The sequence below is a fragment of the Marinomonas sp. 63XJN7_9_ISO-PGPR-S23-217 genome, from assembly GCF_056173515.1.
On sequence record NZ_CM149678.1, the window covers coordinates 1,757,026 to 1,774,800 of the forward strand.

The following is a 17,775-nucleotide window of genomic DNA, read 5'->3' on the forward strand; positions in this document are numbered from 1 at the left end:
GGTATAAATGTTTTCTCTTAAAGGATTAAATGCCCTGATTACAGGTGGTACTTCAGGTATCGGATTGGCAAGCGCAAGACGTTTTGCCGCTGCAGGTGCCAAGGTGGCGATCGTTGGTCGCCGTGATGGAACACATCTCGCCGATGAAATAAACGGAATATTTCTGCAAGCAGACGTGACCGATGAGGATCAGTTGCGCGCGTGTTTCGAGGAAGCGCAGGCACGCATGGGCAAGCTCGATATTGTTATGAACAATGCCGGAATTGAAAATTCTGGGCCGACCATTGCCGAGCAAAGTGCCGATGAGTTTCAACGTATCTTGGAGATCAATGTAAAAGCGGTCTACAACGGCTTGCGCTTTGCGCCGCTACATATGAATGATGGTGGGTCGATTATCAATACATCGTCAGACGTATCAAAAGTTGGTTATCCCGGTTACGGTCAATACTCAGCAACCAAGTCAGCGGTTTGTAGTTTAACGCGAGTGGCTGCTATGGAATTGGTTCCGCGAAAGATTCGAGTGAATGCGATCTGCCCAGCCTCCATATGGACCGAGATGCTGTATCCTGGCCATCCTGAAGTGGTAATGACCGAGCGAACAAGCCCCATGAGTAGGGTTGGTCAACCTGAGGAAGTGGCGGCACTATGTCATTTTCTTGCTGCGCCTGACTGTAGTTACTTGACGGGTCAATCAATCAACGTCGATGGCGGACTGTCGGCAGGTATGGCAGATCACACCTTCGAGAGATTGATGCGGGACTGAAAGCGTTTAGAAGAAAGCCGAACAAAGTAAGCAAGCTGACGCTAAAAATGCGCAGCTTAATTCAGCATTATGTGATTGGAGATTACATTGAATATCGAATACAAAGTGAATAAGCAAATTTCGGCCGAGGAATTTATAGACTTACTTAAGCGCTCAACATTGGGGGAGCGCAGACCAATTGAAAACATCAAATGTATCAATGGTATGCTGGAAAACAGCAATCTTATTATCACAGCGTGGGACGGCAGCAAGCTTGTTGGTGTTGCTCGCTCTGTTACAGATTTCCATTATTGCTGCTATCTGTCAGATCTAGCGGTTGATGAAGAATATCAAAGGTTGGGTATAGGGAAGCAGCTACAGGTTCAAACACAAGGTCACATAGAGCCGACTTGTAAACTGTTTCTCATCGCCGCCCCGGCAGCTAATGACTATTATGGGCCACTTGGTTACACCAAAAATGAGCGTTGTTGGGTGCTAGAACGTGGCCGTAAAATTATCACATAACAATCATTAAGAGGGATTTTTAACGCTTGGCATGGTCAGTCTGAGTCAGTTTTAGTGTTTACGGCACAATGCACAAGCCTTTGTATTGTGTTATCTGCTACTTAACAAGTCGGTATGTGAAGGAATAGGTAACATGGAAATTAAAAAGCTTCAAAAAGCCGATCTAGAAGGGTTGTTACGACTTTACAGGCACCTTCATCTTGATGACGAACACCCCGAATTTGAAAAGGCTTCAGAAATATGGGCACAGTCAGCGAAAAACGACGCTATTTCCTACTGGGGCCTTTTTCTAAAAAGTACGCTTGTGAGTTCCTGTCAGCTAGTTCAAGTGCCAAATCTGACTCGGGGTGGTAGACCGTATTGTTTGATAGAGAATGTGGTGACGCACCCAGAGTACAGAAATAGAGGATATGGTAAAACACTTTTAACCTCAGTTTTGGACCATGCCTGGTCACAGGGATGTTATAAAGCGATGTTAATGACAGGTCGTAGCGAGGAAAGTGTATTGGAATTCTATGAAAGGGTGGGATTTAATGGTGGTGAAAAACAGGCATTCATCGCAAAGCCAAGCAATATATAACCGTTTCCCCATGTGCGATATCCGCTCCGTCGCCATGTTTGTGATAGCTATACCACAAAAAATTCCAACGACATTATGGCACCATTGATGGGCCTCATATAAAAAGGAGAAAAAATGCAGTTAGCTAAAGCGTTTCAATATAAAAAGTGGGCAAATAATGAGTTGCTTGAGCTTGGAGAAAAGCAGTTCTCAAAACTGCCGGAAAGCGATGCTACGTTTTTTATTAGAATCTTAAATCATACTACGGTCGTGGATAGTCTTTTTATCAGTCGAATTTTGGGGGAGCCTGAAAAATACACTGGTGACAATACAGTCGAGACGCCAACGTTATCGGATCTACGCGCCACAATGAATCAAAATGACTCTTGGCTCGTTCACTATACAGAATCAGTATCTGAGCAAGAACTAAAAAGAGTGATTCCATTTAAGTTCGTAGATGGCGATACAGGGCAACTATCAGTTGAGGAAATACTGATCCACTTACTAACTCATGGTAGTAATCATCGAGGTATGGCATCTAAAACACTGGCAGCAAATAATTTAGAGCGTCCTAAGGATACATTTACGCGATATTTGCACCAATCGGAGCCTTCACGGAGGGGCGAGGTTAACACCTAATCATTTCAGTGTGATTTAGAACTTGGCACTCTTGGTTCAGGTTGGGTTTTATGCTTATTGTGTAATGACTTAGATTAGGTGGTGACATTGCTCATATCTTATGTGGCAATGCGCTTGTATTGCTTAACCACTGATTTATGCGATCTATTCCACGGATTTACCCATCTGCAGCTTCATATTGATGAGTCCATGTTCGACGAGAAGGGTCAGTTCAAGGACATTGATGCGTCCTTTTCGCGTTACAGAGTTGCTTTGCTGGCTGCTTCTGCTGAGTTGTTGACTTCTTGGGCGAAAAGGCGCTCGCCTGTCATTCCAGCTGAAATCTTCTACATCACTGATATTCTACGGATATAGCTAGGCGGTTAACTTTAATTCCCTGATAAATTAATCTACATTTCAGATTTTATAAGCATTAAAAAAGCCTCTTTGGCGGGATGATGACCTGTTTCCTTGTTCCATATAAAATAATTATGGATGGGTTTCAATGCCGAAAAAGAATACCCTTTTATCCCGCCAATAAGCTTGAACTGTTCAAATACTCCCTTGGGAACTAAGGAGACGCCTGCACCCGAGCTCACGCAGCCAAGAATGGTGCCATAGCTTGCGATGCTTGTTATGGGCACTGAAATACCACTTTCTGATAACCAATTCTCCAAGGCTTTTCGATAGGGACAACCTTCAGGCCACATATAGATGTTTTTACCAACGAGGCTTTCAGGAGATTCAATATTGTTAAAGGCGGAAGAAGCAATCACAACCAGATCCTCCCAATAAATGGCTTCACAATGCAGCGATGGGTGAGCTGTCTTGACCGCAATAATGGCACCGTCCAGTTCATGCTTTACGACTTTGTTCTCCAAATTTTTCCATGTGTCGGTAGAAAATTCGATATTCACCGATGGATACGATAGATGATAAGACGACAATAACTTCGGTAGTCTGCTCGTTGCTGAGGACTCTATTGCACCAATACTAAGTGTCCCTATAGGAGAGGATCCAGCGCCAATGGACCTTTTGGCCTCTTCACAAAGTGAGAGGATTTTATTTGTATATGCTAAGAAAACTTCACCAGAAGGGCTAAGAACCAGGCCACGTCCTTTTCTAATAAACAGTGGCTCTCCTAACTCTTCCTCTAAATTCTTAATTCTAGTGGTTATGTTCGAAGGGACACAGTGAAGCTGCTCAGCCGCTCTTGCAATGCTGCCATTATCTGTAATTTTCTTGAACATGCGCAGTTGAGATAATTCCATGACTGATCACTTAAAATGAATTTACCAATCAATATAAGTTACTTTTATTTATCTTTCTAGCCGATTAATTTGGGTATGTATCAAGGCGTCATATAAAGGCGCGGCAAATCATGCGAATTGAGACCGACGAAAGGGACTGACATGAATAAAACGACGCTAGAGAGATCAGCAAATTGTTTGCTTTTTGGACAAACGACCTTCTATGGAATGCTGGGATTTGAACAGACTATTCTTGTAAAACGGCCATTAACGAAATAACAACCCCCTTCAATATACCCCTTGTCACCGTTTTGGCAGGGCGCTCTAGGGTAAGAAAAATATGGTAATGGATCTTTATACATTAGGGTTCTTTTCTTTTTGTGGTGGGCTAATTGATGCCGCTGTCGGTGGTGGCGGATTAGTTTTGATGCCTGCCTTGCTCCATGCGTTACCAGATTACGGGTTAACGACGGTATTTGGCACAAACAAATTTGCCGTATGGGCTGGGACGCTCTCTTCTATATTTCGGTATGTAAAAGGTGTCAATATCGTATGGAAAATCATGATTCCGACTGCTTTGTCTGCTTTCTTTTTTTCTTACTTAGGCGCCATGTCTGTTTCTTTGATTCCCAAAGAAACGATGCAGGTTGTGGTGTTTATTCTTCTTGTCACAATGGCCATATATACCTTCATAAAAAAGGATCTAGGAAGGGAGCATCAGCACGTAAAAGTCACTAGCAAAGAGATCGCCAAGGGAATAATCTTTGGAAGTTTGATTGGCTTTTACGATGGGTTATTCGGACCAGGTAGTGGTAGCTTTCTCATTTTCCTATTTGTTCGAGGGTTTGGATTCGATTTCTTAAATGCCTCGGCATCGGCAAAATTAATTAATATGGGAACGTTCACAGCAGCCCTTTTGTTCTTTATCCCGTCAGGCAATGTCCTATGGGATGTGGGCCTCTTCGTCGCTGGTTGCAATACTCTTGGGGCTCTTGTTGGTGTATTTCTGGCAATTAGGTATGGAAGTCGCTTTATCCGCATTGGCTTTTTAATTCTGCTTACTTTCTTGATTGGAAGAATGGGACTGAATTTTTTGCTTTAATCGTGGTATACAGGACTCTATTAGCTGGATGATAAAAAACAACAAATGGTATTGGTCACATGAAGAGTTTGTTTAAACTTGTAGAAAACTGGATTGATCCCTTTACAACGAAAGCCGTTGATTTTGAAAACAAAAATAGCATAGGGATACTTATTCAGTTCGTATCAATGCTAAAGGGCATATTTCTTATATATGCAACCACAGGCATGGTGAAGTCTTTAGTTGATGTCGCTATCATATACTGGTTTGGTATTCTAATAGACGTTGCCACTAAGAATTATTCATCTTTCTCTCAATCTATCTTATTTTATTCCTTAATAACGTTTGCGCTGATTGCATGTAGGCCATTGGTTTCATTCGCACTGATATTAATCTCTTCACAAGGAGTACGGGGTAAATTATCAGCTCTTGTTCGCTGGCAGGTATACCGGAGGATATCGCAACAGAGTTTCTCATTTTTCCTTAAGGAACAATCCGGTGTTTTGGCAACTAAGGCATGGCAGCTTGGCAATGCCGTAACGGAAATCAGCATTCAGGTATTTGGTGTTTTGTGGGTCAACATAGCATTTTCCATATTAGCTATAGTGTATCTGGCAACGCTTAGCACATGGTTTATCACGTTGGTTTTTATATGGACTTTGCTTTTATTTTACTTGCAGTAATTTTTGTACCTTTAACAAAAAAACGATCAAGAAACTCCGTGGAACAGTCGAACTTATTAAACGGGGCATTAGTGGATGAATTCTCCAATATTCAGACCTTAATAAACTATGATGCATCCGCTCATAGATACGACTACGTAAAAAATAAGGTGTCATTATTTTTACATGCTGCTCAGTCGTTTCTGCGCTTGGATACGATTGGTCAGACTTCACTGACGACATTAAACTCTATCGCGCTAGGTAGTATGTTTGGGCTTACTATATACCTTTGGGGTAATGCTCAGATTAGCATAGGCGAAGGTGCTGCTGCCCTGACGTTTGCGCTGAAATTGGATTCGTTTTTTTCTTCATTTATGAACCAAATCACCACCTTGTTTCAATACTATGGAATGTTTCAGGCCTCTATTGATGCCGCTAGACAAAAAATTGACCTGACCTCTCCAGACCATCCAACTCCAATGAGAGCAGGGCCTTTAGGGGTTGAATTGGAAGGCGTATCCTTTTCTTATAATCACGATAAAGTCGCGTTATCAAATATCAATTTAAATATAGCCCCAGGTGAGAAGGTTGCCATTGTTGGCGCTTCAGGCTCAGGTAAGTCGACGATTATAAAGTTGATTTTACGTCTTTACGATGCGGATAGGGGCGTTGTCCGCGTGGGAGGCATTGATGTCCGAGCTTTGTCTCTTCCCGAGTTGCGAAGCCGAATCGGGTATGTGTCTCAGGATGTGTCTCTCCTCCATCGATCAATAAGAGACAACCTGGCTGTGGCGAACGACAAATTAAGTGACGAAGAAATTAGACAGGCATGCGAACGAGCATCTGCCTGGGAATTTATTAGCGATGCAATTGATGCAGAAGGGCGAACCGGATTAGATACCATGGTGGGTGAGAGAGGGATGCAGTTATCTGGCGGACAAAGACAGCGAATATCCCTTGCGAGAGTATTCTTAACTCGGCCGGATATCGTTATTTTTGATGAAGCAACGTCAGCACTAGATGCCATTACGGATAAGGAAATAATATCTTCAATTAGAAACGAATTTTCTGGGAAAACAATAATAATGATTGCTCACCGTCTAACTTCGATAACTTGGGTGGACAAGATCGTCAGTATTGGCGACGGGGTCGTGGTGGAAGCCGGAACACATGAAGCTTTGTTGGCGAAAGATAAATCACTCTATAAGCAACTGTGGAATGATCATCAAAGCAATAAAAGTGACGAAAACTGAATGGCATTGATTTTACACTAATCTATGGAGCTGGAGGTTAGCTTATATGGGGGAGTTACCATGCCTATAAGGCTCAAGGAGAATGGGGGGAATCGGGTAATTATCTTTAATGTAAAAGACGATCTTCATCAAAAAGAGTTAAAACATTATATCAAGCTATCGCTTACCTATACAAAGTTAAGCATTTACCACTATTGGGGGCTTAGCAAGTGACAATCGTTGTTTGGGCTGCAGTTGGCAGTGTTATCTTAGTTTAGCAAACTCTCTGGTTCGGTAAGGAGCATAGCGGCAGGTTTGCTATGCTCCTTCACAACTTGTGGCCGAAAACAGATCAGGCTAAATTAATGCCGTGTTTTTTAATCCATCTCCGTAAGCAATTTTCGCCATCCTACAACATTGGCAGGGCCTTTTAGACGAATTATGGTATTGCGAATAAATCGCCCGATAGGCGAGCGGCCTAGACCTGCTAACTTAATAATTTTATTCGACTCTTTAACGGTCCAAGTGACTCTGTCGGCTCTTTTCTGCTGGTATTGTTTTAAAGCATCATGCAGTTCATGTTGCTCTAAAAAATCCGCTAAACAGTTAATATCTTCTAAAGACATGCCTGCCCCTTGTTGCAAACTTGGCGGACAACCATGTAAGGCATCACCGACTAACACCACCCGATTAAAAAGCGGTTCTGTGTGTTGCACGGTCTTTAACTGACCAAGCACTATGTGTTGATCCTCATTCAGGCTATTAACGCATTCAGTAACGGGTGATGCATAGTCAGAAAAAACTTCTTGAATGGCTTTATTGCTTGCTAACGAGGCAAACTTGCCGTCTTCATCTATAATTTGGCCGTAACAATAGACTTCATCTTCACTGATGGGGTAAATCATAAAGGCTGATTCATTACCAACATAGTAAGTTGGCTGAATACCTACCACAGGCTTTTTAGTCGTGAATCTCCAGTTGGTGACTTTATGAGTTAATGCCATCCGCTGCGACCACCAAATCATAGGCTTTTGTCTCACCAGATTGGAAAGTCACAAGTACTTTGTTGTTATCTTGTTTAATGTCTTCAAGCCATGTGTTTAGTTGTACATCTTCTGCTATGTCCTTTCTCAACACAGACATAAGGTCATCGCGCTTCAACGCAACAAAAGGGGCTTTATTTAATGGGGTGGTATGCAAAGAAGCGCGCGCCAAGGTTTTGCCTGATGATAAGGCATATTCAATTTGATCAACTTGATAGGCAAGATTGAGAACAGGTTTACTCAGGCCTAGTTTATCCAGTGCCATCATGGCGTTAGCGGGCAAACATATTGCTGCACCTTCGCTACTGAGTGTTGCTGACTTTTCAATGATATCTATTGTGAAACCTAATGGTTTCAAACGTCGATATAATGCACAGCCTGCCACCCCAGCCCCGACAATTAACACCCGCATTAAATGACTCTCTTGGTTGATTTAAGTTGGCCGTATTTTATAACGAGAGGCGATCAACTATCGATAGTCTCAGTATTATAAAACTAAAAAAGTCATATAAATTATAGTTTTATGCGTTTAGGGAGCGTGATAGAGTTGGCAAAGACCTCGTTTAGGCATGGGGTTTTAAGCCTATACTCGTGGAGGTTTCTTCTGAAGGGAAAAGGGGATGATGTATGAAAGTCAAAGGAAACATTGAGTTTACCATCAAAGAGCACTCAGAAAGTATTGTGATCTCAGAGATGCCTGTGTCCGCAGGTATCAAAAATCCATTCGGTACAGCGCACGCTGGGGCGATACTTTGGTTTGCTGATGTTACTGCTACCGTGTTGGTTATGGGGGGTATTGAAGCTAAAGAAGGCATGCAGGGCTTTCCTTTGGCGATCAATTTGAATGCCAACCTCGTTTCAAACCAAACAAGCGGCGAATTTGTGGCAAAATCGGAGTTTGTTAAACGTGGCAAAACGGTAAGTGTCGTGCGCACAACGGTCACAGGTGCTGGCGACAAATTGATTGCTGATGTGACGACAAGTCATGTTCTTTCCAAGTAAGTGCGCTTGCTGATCTAACAGGGTCTTGAACCACACTTTTGGCTATCCTGACAATGAGACAATGACGGTCAAAAGTGAGGCATTCATCGTATGGGCATAACATCGGCTATGAACAAAGAAGAGCATTTAATTGCAAATGAAATAGAAATACTTCAAGGCGCGTGGCAACAGGTTGCGTTGGAAGCGGATGGCGAAGTCAACCCTCCTGATGAGCACTCGGTTCCTGGAGCGCTTTGCTATTTTTTCGGGACGCAGTTCTCTGTCCGTACGCCCGACGGAACGGTTTTGATTGAAGGGGATTTCGACATCGATCCTTCAGCACATCCGAAGCGTATTACATGGATCGATTCCATAGGACCTGATACGGGAAAACGACTGCCTGCCATATACGCTATTGAGGGCGATCACTTCATATTTGTCGCAGCTGATGAAGGGCAGCCATGGCCCACTGAGTTTAAGACGGTTCCAGGTCTGACAATGCGTTCATTTATACGACATAAGGCAAGCTAGTGAGTGACATGCGATTCTCATTACATGGACTGTTTACCTAAGAAGGTGCTCTATGTGAGTGTCTGAACTGGTGCATTATGTGTACGGTTGATTCGTAAGTCTCGGTATGCTTGGTTTAGGTAAGAGGGTAATGCTAGCCAAAATATGAATTGACTAGTATAAAAGTCCTAGGAGCGTTTTTAACAAGCTACCATGTTAAAAAGTTGGCAAAGAGGTTAAAGAAGTCGGTTTTTTCATTATTTAGTACCAAAAGCGATAACGTATAACCGAAGAGTCGGCCATGATCTCTGGAGGGCCATATTAAAGGAATAATACTTGCTATCTGTATTTTGATTGGGGGCGTTGCCACATATTTCTATTGTGATGCAATTGATTCTCAGCGGTTGCGTAATGCTAAGTTCCTCGGAGATAGGGATAGTCATTCTGTTGTTATCTATCTACATGGGATGGATCTACCTAATGTGTCAGAGCAAGAGCTGGCTAATCGTCAAAAGCTAGATGAAATTGGCCATGTCTTGTCTATTAAATTCTATTTACCTCGATCGGTTACTAAATGTCATCAAAATGATAATCAGCTTTGCTGGCCACAGGATAATGTAGATGAGTTGGCAAGGACGCTTTCGACGATAACAAGTAGTGCCAACTTTGAAAGTGGGGATAAGCTTGAGGGGATAATTGGCTTTTCTAATGGTGGCTTTTTTACCAGTAAGCTTATTCAAAATTGCTTTCTTCCTGATGATTTTTGGGTGGTATCTATTGGAAGTGCTGGTGCTTGGGGGGACTCAGAAAAAGATTTATCAAATTGTGGTCGTGTAATTTCCATCATAGGAAAAAATGATCATTGGCATTATTCTTACATGCTAAATTTTCACCGACATCTTCAATCCGTTGGCGCAAAATCAAAACTAATTGAATTTAATGGTGGGCATGAAATGCCACTAAGGGAGTTAAAAAGAGAGCTTGCTTTATTGCTTACGAAAAATAAGTAAAAAGGTATAGAGAGAGATTCTGTGTTATTAGAGGCCAGCCTTGTGGGAGTCAGTATGTTGTCTTCCCTGAATCATGGCGTTTCAGCCAAGAAACGCCATGTTATTTTTCTTCTTGTCTCATGACTAAATCCTTTTTAGCCATAGTCGCCGTAAAAATGCCTCAGATTTAGAGTACAATAAAGCCTTTAACTTGTTTGATCGCTTTTCTCATCCGCTCATTTCTGTGATATTGATGTCTATCGTGCATTTAGACACAAAGATTTTGAGGGCGTCTGTCACACTTCATTTGTTACGACCAGCCATTACACCGCCGTCAACATCCCAAACTGCGCCAGTGACCCAGTCTGCTTTGTCAGAGAATAGGAAAGTAATGGCATTTGCGACATCTTGAGGAGTTCCCACACGGCCAATTGGATGAAAGTCATTGAAGCCTTGAAGCGCTTGGTGAACTTCTTCTTTAGGAATAAAACCTTCATAAATTGGTGTTTGTACCACTGCGGGTGATACCGCGTTGACACGAATATTGTTGGCAGCCAATTCCATTGCTAGGTGTTGAGTCAGAGAATGCAGACCTGCTTTCGCCATGGAATAAGCTGACGACGGTGTCGCGGCAATCGCTTGTTTAGCCCACATAGAGCCTACATTGACGATAACACCTGGACGGTTTCCTGCGATCAGGTTGGCGGCAACTTTTTGTGTAATAAAGAAAAATGCACGGTTAATTTGCATGTATTGATCGTAATCAGATGCGCTATGTTCTAAGAAGGGTTTAGGGAAGAACACACCTGCTGCGTTGAGCAATAAGTCAACGTCTGAATGTTTGTCATCAATGACTTTTAGTAGCGCTTGCGTACCTTCATCTGTGGTCAGGTCGGCGGTCAACGTTTCGACTGCCCCTAGGGAAGACAGCTCAGTACGTGCTGTTTCTGCCTTGTCTGCGCGGCGACCTATGATCACAGCTTGACCTCCTTGTTCAAGGACCATTCGCGCCGTTTCTAAGCCTATTCCGCTTGTTCCACCGATAACCAGTAGTTTTTTACCTGCAAATTGATTGTTCATCGCTTAATCTCTCTTTAGCCGCATAACGCGGGACTTGTTGGTGTTGATTGAGTAGGACGGTTGTGTCGTGTCCTCACTCTTTGCTGTTTACATTTTATTCGGCCTTCTGACCGTTATTTCTGATGTATTATCATAAAGAAAAACTTTTCAGAGACTCTTTTAGATAAATACTGTTTACTCACCGATGTTGGCAAAGGAGCATTTATTCATCGGCTTTATGGATATTTTTCACGGATTTACTTCCATTCACAAACGAGATAATCTGTATTACCGCTAAAGAAAAAGTTTATCGATATGAAGCTGCCTATACACCTTAATGCGCTCCGGGCTTTCGAAGCCAGTGCCCGGCATCAGAGTTTCTCAGCGGCAGCAGAAGAGCTGCATGTGACCCCCGCTGCCGTGGGACAACTCGTTCGCTCATTGGAAGAATGGCTTGATGCACCTCTTTTTCATCGGATGAACAGTGGGAAAATTCGGTTGATTCCTACAGAAACCGCAGAGCGAGCATTGCCTGACATTCGAGCGGGGTTTGATAAATTAACCATTGGGCTAGAGCGCTTGCAGGAAAGCTCCGTAAGCGGTGTTCTGACCGTGACAGTGAGTCCGGCATTCGCCGCTAAATGGTTATTGCCACGACTGGATCGGTTTCAGGATATATGTTCAGAAACCGATGTTCGTTTGGATACCAACCTAAAGCCTGTCGACTTTGCGGTTCAACGCGTCGATATTGGTGTTCGCTATGGATTGGGTAATTGGCCGGGATTGAAAGCTGAGAAGCTGATGGACGAAGAGGTGTATCCTGTTTGCTCTCCTAGACTATTGCATGAACAGCGTCGTTTTCATCATCCCAGTGAACTGCTTCGAGAAACCTTGATTCATGATTTGTCTATGGATGCCCACACGGGGTTCCCGACTTGGTCGGAGTGGTTAAAAAAAGCGGGAGTGACGGATCATGCGACAGCGCATAATATTCAAATCAATAATTCCGCAGCCGTCCTTCAGTCGGCCATAGACGGGCGAGGAATAGCACTTGCTCGTAGTGTTATGGTTCGAGATGACCTAGCATCGGGGCATTTGATTCGTTTGTTTCCAGATATTAAATTCCATTCGCCTTTAGCATATTACGTGGTTTATCGCTCGGAATGTGCTGCGTTACCAAGAATGCTGGCTTTCCGAGAATGGTTGTTTAGTGAAGTGAGTCAAGACAAAGAGCAATAAAAATCATATTACTTGTTGACGTTTATGCTGCCATCGATGGATCCGAATAGATAGTTCGCAGTCGTACGGTTTTAACTTATGACGTTTCACTCAGAGCTGATCTGACCGTCACCTCACTGTCATCTTTTTTATATTGATCTGTGTGTTATTAGAGGCTAGCCTCGTGGAGAGTCACTACGACGATGTACTTGGAGGAACAGTGGAACTTAATCAGGTCACTTTACCGGTTAGCAATATGGCAGACGCCGTGCAGTTTTATCTAAAACTGGGCTTTACGCAAATAGTTGATTCCCCTGAATATGCTCGTTTTTCTTGCCCAGATGGGGCTTCAACATTTTCTCTTTCTCTTGAAAGCGATACATTTGAAAATCATTCGGTTATCTATTTTGAGCATGAAGCCCTTGAAGAGCTGTGTGAGGACCTAGCGCAAAAAGGGATTGTCTTTGAACAAGCGCCAACAGAGCAACCTTACCTTTGGAAAGAGGCGATCATTAAAGATCCGTCTGGTAATAAAATTAAGTTGTATTGGGCGGGGGAGAACCGTTTAAACCCACCATGGAAAGTGGAAAAACGCGCTTAACAAACCTTGGTGTTAGTTTCTTAGCAACAAAAATAGGAGAAGAAAACAATGAAAATGAATCCGCAAGATTTTGTAGCAATGAAGGGAACGAAGCCTATCCCCATGCTAACTGCTTATACTTGCCCGGTTGCCAGAAGTATTGAAGAAGCTGGGATTCCGGTGATTCTTGTTGGTGACACCGTGGGGATGGTTGAAATGGGCTTTGATAGCACCCGTGAGGTCACTATAGAACATATGGAATATCACATCGGGGCGGTACGTCGCGGTGCGAAGCAAACCCATATAATAGGAGACCTACCTTATGGCACAGATATTGATCCGAAAACCGCCTTCTCCAACGCTCAGCGGCTTATCCAAGCGGGGGCAGATAGCGTGAAACTGGAAGGCGCTAATGTCCAAGTTATCCAGCACTTAGTGAAGCACAATATTCCGGTGGTCGGGCATACTGGATTGCTCCCCCAAACGGCCAAAAATTTCAAGCAAGTTGGCCAGTCTAGCGAGGAAGCGAAGAAAATCATCAATGAAGCTCAAGCGATTGAGAATGCTGGGGCGTTTATGGTAGTGCTTGAGCATATCCCTTATGCGCTAGCAGGTGAGATCACCGAGGCATTGTCTATTCCTACCATCGGTATCGGTGCGGGCCCTGATACCGATGGACAAGTTTTGGTCATTAACGATGCTCTGGGGCTTGGTGATTATTGGCCGCCATTTTCGAAGCAGTATGCTTATGTGAGCAAAACCGTTTCGAAAGTGGCAAAGGAGTTTGCCGGTGAAGTTGAGTCAATGACGTTTCCGAGCAATATCATTCCGCTCACAGGAACCATCGGACGTTAATAAGCGCATGTTGTTGGAGTAAACCGTGATTCTAGGCCTTAATCATATCACCATCGCAGTGAGTGACTTGGAACGTTCTCTAGGGTTTTATCGAGATACTTTAGGCTTCACTGCTCACGTTAAGTGGGACAATGGGGCGTACTTGTCGGTAGGTGAACTTTGGTTCTGTCTTTCTTGTGATGAGCCCTGCCCTAAAAACGATTACACCCATATCGCCTTTGATATCGCTCCGAACGAATTTCAAGCCTTTACAAAACGTATCGTTTCGCAAGGTGTCGACGTCTGGAAAGAAAACAAAAGTGAAGGGCAGTCGTTGTATATTTTAGACCCTGATGGTCACAAATTAGAGTTACACTCAGGCTCACTGAAAAGCAGGTTAGAAGCTCTGACAACAAAGCCATATAGCGGACTTGTTTGGCTGTAAATAGAAAAGCTTTTAAGGTCAATTCCGTTTATTAAAAAGGCCAAGTGTTGCTAAAAACTAGCAAACACTTGGCCTTTTTGTATGACGCTTATAACGTTATTTTATTTCTAATTCGAGTTTGGTGCCGCGTTTTAGTAAAAACAGCATAATGCATACTCCCAAGGTTAACCAACATAGGCCTAAGGTAATGGCATCTTCATCAAGGCTAACAAGCAGTTTTAGGATACAAAGAATACCTAATACTGGTGCTGCCACATGAGTAAGGAAAGTGCCCACTGATTTCTCAGATTGTGGCATGCGGAAGTAAGAGACGACTGCACAAAGGTTGACAAACATAAAGGCCAAGAAAGCACCAAAGTTGATAAAGGATGTGGAGGTGGTAACACTGAGTTTCAATGCCAAGAAACCCACAACACCCACTAAAAGAATGCTCACATAAGGGGTTTTAAAGCGCTCGTGTAACCCTCCAAACCAGCTATTTGGTAACACGCCATCACGGCCCATGGCGTAGATTAAGCGTGATGCACCAGCTTGAGCACTTAGACCTGATGTGAACTGAGCGATTACCAAGGTGGCCACAAAGATAGATGAGAAGACAATACCGCCCACTTGTTTTGCCATATCCGCAGCCGCAGAGTCTGAATTGAAAATAGAAATATCTGGAAAAGCCGTACTCATAATGAAAGACGCCGCAGCGAAGATGACACCGCCAATTACGGTTACCCAAATGATGGCTTTAGGAACGTTTTTCACTGGGTTTTCTGTTTCTTCCGCCATCGTTGAAACCGCATCAAATCCCAAGAAAGAATAACAGGCAATCGCGGCACCAACGAACACTAGGCTAACGTGAGGGTGGGTAGGGGTGGTTGTCGTTGTTGCGACAGCTGCATGGCTTGGGTCGGACACCATCATCATAGCCAAAGCACAGAAAGCGATGATGACGGCCAATTGCAGTATCATCAGTACAAGGTTGACCTTTTTGGCAACGCCAAAGCCAACAATGTTTAGTCCTGTCGTCAGCACGATAAACGCGACTAACCAGAACCAGCCTGGAATGGAGGGCGCGTAAGCTTCTAGATATACACCGCCGATTAGCCAAATTACCATAGGCAAGAAAAGGTAATCCAGCAAGATCACCCAGCCAATTAAAAAGCCGAATTTGGCGCCAAAGGTTTTGCTTACATAGCCATAAGATGAACCGGATTCAGGAATCTTCTTCGCCATCACCGCGTAGCCAATCGCAGTAAACAGCATCGCAATCATGGCAACAACATAGGACGATGCCACTTGGCCGCCAGATTGTTTGTAAATAACGCCATAGGTACCGAAGACAATCATCGGTGCCATATAGGCCAAACCAAACAGTATTAGGCTGCCGAGCCCAAGTGTTTTTTTCAGTTGTGTGTTCGCTTTCATGATGTTTTCACTCTATTGGTGGTTTATGTATTGATAATCTTTTCGGGATAACTGGACTTGTTCCATGTCCAGTTGCAGGGTTTGAATCGATTCATCCTCGTTCATTTGAAGCAGCACTTCTCCAAACGGAGACACCACTAAGCTCTCGCCTGCAAATTGGCCGCCGTGACCAGAACCTACACGGTTGCAGGTAGCGACAAAGACTTGATTTTCGATGGCGCGAGCTTGGCTCAAAATAAAGTGGGTATTTTCGTATGGGTGCATATTGCTATTAGGCATTAGGATCAGATCGGCGCCTTGTTGTGCAAGCGCTCGGCTGCCTTCAGGAAACTCCAAGTCAAAGCAGATTTGTGCGCCGACGTTGGCATTTAGAATGTGTACCAGTGAAGAGCGATTGCCTTGTGTGAATAAGCCAATATCGTCCAGCCAGAGATGCGCTTTGCGATGTAAAACTTGCTGTTTCCCTTGGTGGATCAAAAACGCACTGTTGTAGAAGGCTGTGCCGTCTTGCTCTATTTGACCTATTAGAATGTGGCTTTGTGTGGTAAGTGTTGCTTGGCAAATACGTTCAAAAGCGTCTTGGGATTGGGTAAATTTATCTTCTAGATTGTCTGCTGTAGGGAAACCCGTAACAGCCAATTCAGGGAAGAGGATGATGTTTGAGTGAGTATGGGTTTCGATGATGTGAACGATCTTCTCGGCATTTTTTGTAAAATCGTTGTCATCTATTTCAATCTGAGCAAGTGTTATTTTCATCATTATTTTGCCTAGTTGTTGACGCTTTTTTCTATTCTTGGCGAGTTTCATACAGAAAGAAATGAGGGAGAAGTGCAATGGGGTTGGTATTTGTGTGCAAACACGATAGGTATTTATACCTATTGAACAATGTCAAAAGGTAAGGGACACTGATGTCTGTTTTACTTTTGACCATCTAGATGAACCGACGTCGTTTTCTTCAATTAAGCGCTATTTTTCTGGGGAATGCTGCTTTTTCGCGGCAGGCTTTTGCTCAATCCCTTGTTTTGCGCTATTTGTGCTGGGATGGCTATGATTTACCTGCGTTGCTTAATGAGTTTGAGCATTTGAATAAATGTGATGTGTTGAGTGAGGTTATCAATGACAGTCCAGCGGCTTATGTAAAATTAAGCGGTAAGGGCCATTTAGATTACGACGTGGCCTCTATTGATAGCCCATGGTTAGAACGATTAGACCGTGAAGGATCTCTGGCTACAATTTCAGATTCCTTGAGGCAATCACGTTATGAGCAATACTATCCCCAGTTTCGCGAGCAGTTTTTGCCAAAACAAAATCCGCCCAGGAATTGGTTACCCACTCGTTGGGGCTGGATTGGCCCAACGATTAATACCGCCTATGTTAAAGAGGAAGACTACCAGAGCTATGCGCCCTGTTTTGCCCGAAAAAACCGCGGCAAAATTGGTGTCATGGACTGGGGGGATTGGCCGATTTTACCGATAGCGCTTTATTTAGGCATTGACCCTTACCAACCGCTAGATAAGTATGCGTTAGAGACTTTGCGGCAAGCATTTCGGGCTTTATTCAAGAATCAACCTATTTTTGTGCCTGATATTAGTATCGGTCAAAAAGGCATCGTGGATGGTTCGTTAAAAACGATAATAGGAGCAGGTACCTATCTTACTTCTGCGCTAAGACGGGCGGGTTTTAGTCAAATCAAGACTGTCTTACCCGTGCCCCGCAATGGTTTGAAGCAAGGCATTATTTGGACGGAAGGATCCGCCGCGATGAAAGGGAATCCTAACGAGGCGTTGGCAATGAAATTAGTGGAATACACAACCTCAATTCACGCGTCCTATATTCTGTCCTATTTAGGGGCTACCTGTAATTTAACGCCTAATATTGAAGTAGAAAAAATGTATTCCGCGAAACAAAGGGCCAGCTTGCAAGTTGATGATGTGGCGTATGTGTTGAAAAATAGTCTAGTCAATCGAACCTCTCCAGACATTGGCCAAATGCTACAAATTTGGCAATCGGAATTGTTTAAAGCGTCATGAT

General features: G+C 43.5%; 22 protein-coding genes. 16 read left to right on the plus strand and 6 right to left on the minus strand.

What is annotated here, in order from left to right; genetic code table 11:
• The first annotated feature begins 7 nt into the window (after positions 1 to 7).
• From AC0VYI_RS08255 to AC0VYI_RS08275, 5 genes are all read left to right on the plus strand, one after another.
• Entirely contained in the window at positions 8 to 763 is a 756-nt protein-coding gene (locus AC0VYI_RS08255; RefSeq protein WP_475448586.1) for an SDR family NAD(P)-dependent oxidoreductase, read from the plus strand.
• Between the two features lie 87 nt (positions 764 to 850).
• On the plus strand, positions 851 to 1,267 hold the full coding sequence (locus AC0VYI_RS08260; RefSeq protein ID WP_199477169.1) for a GNAT family N-acetyltransferase: 417 nt from the start codon (positions 851 to 853) through the stop codon (positions 1,265 to 1,267).
• Positions 1,268 to 1,400: 133 nt separating this feature from the next.
• A complete protein-coding gene (locus AC0VYI_RS08265; RefSeq protein WP_475448588.1) occupies positions 1,401 to 1,847 on the plus strand; it encodes a GNAT family N-acetyltransferase in 447 nt (148 codons plus the stop codon).
• Positions 1,848 to 1,961: 114 nt separating this feature from the next.
• Positions 1,962 to 2,465: a DinB family protein gene (locus AC0VYI_RS08270; RefSeq protein WP_475448590.1), complete on the plus strand. Its 504-nt coding sequence runs from the start codon at positions 1,962 to 1,964 to the stop codon at positions 2,463 to 2,465.
• An 87-nt stretch (positions 2,466 to 2,552) separates the two neighbouring features.
• Positions 2,553 to 2,819, plus strand: a complete 267-nt coding sequence (locus AC0VYI_RS08275; protein WP_475448592.1) for a hypothetical protein — start codon at positions 2,553 to 2,555, stop codon at positions 2,817 to 2,819.
• A 35-nt stretch (positions 2,820 to 2,854) separates the two neighbouring features.
• Here the strand turns inward: AC0VYI_RS08275 and AC0VYI_RS08280 are convergent, their stop codons facing one another.
• Positions 2,855 to 3,715, minus strand: coding sequence for a LysR family transcriptional regulator (locus tag AC0VYI_RS08280; protein ID WP_475448594.1), 861 nt, complete (start codon positions 3,713 to 3,715; stop codon positions 2,855 to 2,857).
• Positions 3,716 to 4,034: 319 nt separating this feature from the next.
• On the opposite strand from AC0VYI_RS08280, the gene AC0VYI_RS08285 reads away from it, so the two are divergent.
• Genes AC0VYI_RS08285 through AC0VYI_RS08295 form a run of 3 tightly spaced genes read left to right on the plus strand, consistent with a single transcriptional unit; the run spans position 4,035 to position 6,690 of the window.
• Positions 4,035 to 4,796, plus strand: a complete 762-nt coding sequence (locus AC0VYI_RS08285; RefSeq protein ID WP_475448596.1) for a sulfite exporter TauE/SafE family protein — start codon at positions 4,035 to 4,037, stop codon at positions 4,794 to 4,796.
• A gap of 59 nt (positions 4,797 to 4,855) precedes the next feature.
• The gene (locus AC0VYI_RS08290; protein WP_475448598.1) at positions 4,856 to 5,458 is read left to right on the plus strand and encodes a hypothetical protein; all 603 of its coding nucleotides are present in this window, start codon (positions 4,856 to 4,858) and stop codon (positions 5,456 to 5,458) included.
• Complete coding sequence (locus AC0VYI_RS08295; RefSeq protein ID WP_475448600.1) at positions 5,428 to 6,690, plus strand: ABC transporter ATP-binding protein; 1,263 nt, start codon at positions 5,428 to 5,430, stop codon at positions 6,688 to 6,690. Before AC0VYI_RS08290 ends, AC0VYI_RS08295 begins: the two co-directional genes overlap by 31 nt.
• A gap of 356 nt (positions 6,691 to 7,046) precedes the next feature.
• On the opposite strand, the gene AC0VYI_RS08300 is transcribed toward AC0VYI_RS08295, so the two are convergent.
• Positions 7,047 to 7,673 (minus strand): FAD-dependent monooxygenase, encoded by a 627-nt coding sequence (locus AC0VYI_RS08300; RefSeq protein ID WP_475448602.1) that lies wholly within the window; start codon positions 7,671 to 7,673, stop codon positions 7,047 to 7,049.
• Positions 7,657 to 8,124, minus strand: coding sequence for an FAD-dependent oxidoreductase (locus AC0VYI_RS08305; protein WP_475448604.1), 468 nt, complete (start codon positions 8,122 to 8,124; stop codon positions 7,657 to 7,659). Before AC0VYI_RS08305 ends, AC0VYI_RS08300 begins: the two co-directional genes overlap by 17 nt.
• 215 nt (positions 8,125 to 8,339) lie before the next feature.
• On the opposite strand from AC0VYI_RS08305, the gene AC0VYI_RS08310 reads away from it, so the two are divergent.
• From AC0VYI_RS08310 to AC0VYI_RS08320, 3 genes are all read left to right on the plus strand, one after another.
• The gene (locus AC0VYI_RS08310) at positions 8,340 to 8,714 is read left to right on the plus strand and encodes a PaaI family thioesterase (RefSeq protein ID WP_475431733.1); all 375 of its coding nucleotides are present in this window, start codon (positions 8,340 to 8,342) and stop codon (positions 8,712 to 8,714) included.
• 108 nt (positions 8,715 to 8,822) lie between these two features.
• Complete coding sequence (locus AC0VYI_RS08315; protein ID WP_475448606.1) at positions 8,823 to 9,224, plus strand: TIGR03067 domain-containing protein; 402 nt, start codon at positions 8,823 to 8,825, stop codon at positions 9,222 to 9,224.
• Positions 9,225 to 9,685: 461 nt separating this feature from the next.
• Positions 9,686 to 10,213 carry a hypothetical protein gene (locus tag AC0VYI_RS08320; RefSeq protein WP_475448608.1) on the plus strand — a complete coding sequence of 176 codons (528 nt, stop codon included), beginning with the start codon at positions 9,686 to 9,688 and terminating at the stop codon, positions 10,211 to 10,213.
• 282 nt (positions 10,214 to 10,495) lie between these two features.
• On the opposite strand, the gene AC0VYI_RS08325 is transcribed toward AC0VYI_RS08320, so the two are convergent.
• A complete protein-coding gene (locus AC0VYI_RS08325) occupies positions 10,496 to 11,272 on the minus strand; it encodes an SDR family NAD(P)-dependent oxidoreductase (protein WP_475431736.1) in 777 nt (258 codons plus the stop codon).
• A 294-nt stretch (positions 11,273 to 11,566) separates the two neighbouring features.
• Here AC0VYI_RS08325 and gcvA point away from each other — a divergent pair, with 294 nt between their 5' ends.
• From gcvA to fos, 4 genes are all read left to right on the plus strand, one after another.
• The gene (gcvA, locus tag AC0VYI_RS08330; protein ID WP_475448610.1) at positions 11,567 to 12,490 is read left to right on the plus strand and encodes a transcriptional regulator GcvA; all 924 of its coding nucleotides are present in this window, start codon (positions 11,567 to 11,569) and stop codon (positions 12,488 to 12,490) included.
• A 163-nt stretch (positions 12,491 to 12,653) separates the two neighbouring features.
• Entirely contained in the window at positions 12,654 to 13,070 is a 417-nt protein-coding gene (locus AC0VYI_RS08335; protein ID WP_475448612.1) for a VOC family protein, read from the plus strand.
• 48 nt (positions 13,071 to 13,118) lie between these two features.
• A complete protein-coding gene (gene panB, locus AC0VYI_RS08340) occupies positions 13,119 to 13,904 on the plus strand; it encodes a 3-methyl-2-oxobutanoate hydroxymethyltransferase (protein ID WP_475448614.1) in 786 nt (261 codons plus the stop codon).
• A gap of 25 nt (positions 13,905 to 13,929) precedes the next feature.
• Entirely contained in the window at positions 13,930 to 14,328 is a 399-nt protein-coding gene (fos, locus tag AC0VYI_RS08345; protein WP_475431739.1) for a FosG/FosC2-related fosfomycin resistance glutathione transferase, read from the plus strand.
• Positions 14,329 to 14,424: 96 nt separating this feature from the next.
• Here fos and AC0VYI_RS08350 read toward each other — a convergent pair whose 3' ends face one another.
• Positions 14,425 to 15,744, minus strand: a complete 1,320-nt coding sequence (locus tag AC0VYI_RS08350) for an APC family permease (protein ID WP_475448616.1) — start codon at positions 15,742 to 15,744, stop codon at positions 14,425 to 14,427.
• Positions 15,745 to 15,756: 12 nt separating this feature from the next.
• A complete protein-coding gene (locus tag AC0VYI_RS08355) occupies positions 15,757 to 16,503 on the minus strand; it encodes a nitrilase-related carbon-nitrogen hydrolase (protein ID WP_475431741.1) in 747 nt (248 codons plus the stop codon).
• A 176-nt stretch (positions 16,504 to 16,679) separates the two neighbouring features.
• Between AC0VYI_RS08355 and AC0VYI_RS08360 the strand changes: the two genes are divergently transcribed.
• Positions 16,680 to 17,774, plus strand: a complete 1,095-nt coding sequence (locus AC0VYI_RS08360) for an ABC transporter substrate-binding protein (RefSeq protein WP_475431742.1) — start codon at positions 16,680 to 16,682, stop codon at positions 17,772 to 17,774.
• Position 17,775: the final 1 nt, after the last annotated feature.

Coding starts and splice junctions, on each gene's coding strand:
- AC0VYI_RS08290 (WP_475448598.1), top strand. CDS start 4,856: ATGAAGAGTTTGTTTAAACTTGTAGAAAACTGGATTGATCCCTTTACA.
- AC0VYI_RS08255 (WP_475448586.1), top strand. CDS start 8: ATGTTTTCTCTTAAAGGATTAAATGCCCTGATTACAGGTGGTACTTCA.
- panB (WP_475448614.1), top strand. CDS start 13,119: ATGAAAATGAATCCGCAAGATTTTGTAGCAATGAAGGGAACGAAGCCT.
- AC0VYI_RS08270 (WP_475448590.1), top strand. CDS start 1,962: ATGCAGTTAGCTAAAGCGTTTCAATATAAAAAGTGGGCAAATAATGAG.
- AC0VYI_RS08265 (WP_475448588.1), top strand. CDS start 1,401: ATGGAAATTAAAAAGCTTCAAAAAGCCGATCTAGAAGGGTTGTTACGA.
- AC0VYI_RS08350 (WP_475448616.1), bottom strand. CDS start 15,744: ATGAAAGCGAACACACAACTGAAAAAAACACTTGGGCTCGGCAGCCTA.
- AC0VYI_RS08300 (WP_475448602.1), bottom strand. CDS start 7,673: ATGGCATTAACTCATAAAGTCACCAACTGGAGATTCACGACTAAAAAG.
- AC0VYI_RS08360 (WP_475431742.1), top strand. CDS start 16,680: ATGAACCGACGTCGTTTTCTTCAATTAAGCGCTATTTTTCTGGGGAAT.
- AC0VYI_RS08315 (WP_475448606.1), top strand. CDS start 8,823: ATGAACAAAGAAGAGCATTTAATTGCAAATGAAATAGAAATACTTCAA.
- AC0VYI_RS08355 (WP_475431741.1), bottom strand. CDS start 16,503: ATGATGAAAATAACACTTGCTCAGATTGAAATAGATGACAACGATTTT.
- AC0VYI_RS08310 (WP_475431733.1), top strand. CDS start 8,340: ATGAAAGTCAAAGGAAACATTGAGTTTACCATCAAAGAGCACTCAGAA.
- AC0VYI_RS08280 (WP_475448594.1), bottom strand. CDS start 3,715: ATGGAATTATCTCAACTGCGCATGTTCAAGAAAATTACAGATAATGGC.
- gcvA (WP_475448610.1), top strand. CDS start 11,567: ATGAAGCTGCCTATACACCTTAATGCGCTCCGGGCTTTCGAAGCCAGT.
- AC0VYI_RS08325 (WP_475431736.1), bottom strand. CDS start 11,272: ATGAACAATCAATTTGCAGGTAAAAAACTACTGGTTATCGGTGGAACA.
- AC0VYI_RS08295 (WP_475448600.1), top strand. CDS start 5,428: ATGGACTTTGCTTTTATTTTACTTGCAGTAATTTTTGTACCTTTAACA.
- AC0VYI_RS08305 (WP_475448604.1), bottom strand. CDS start 8,124: ATGCGGGTGTTAATTGTCGGGGCTGGGGTGGCAGGCTGTGCATTATAT.
- AC0VYI_RS08285 (WP_475448596.1), top strand. CDS start 4,035: ATGGTAATGGATCTTTATACATTAGGGTTCTTTTCTTTTTGTGGTGGG.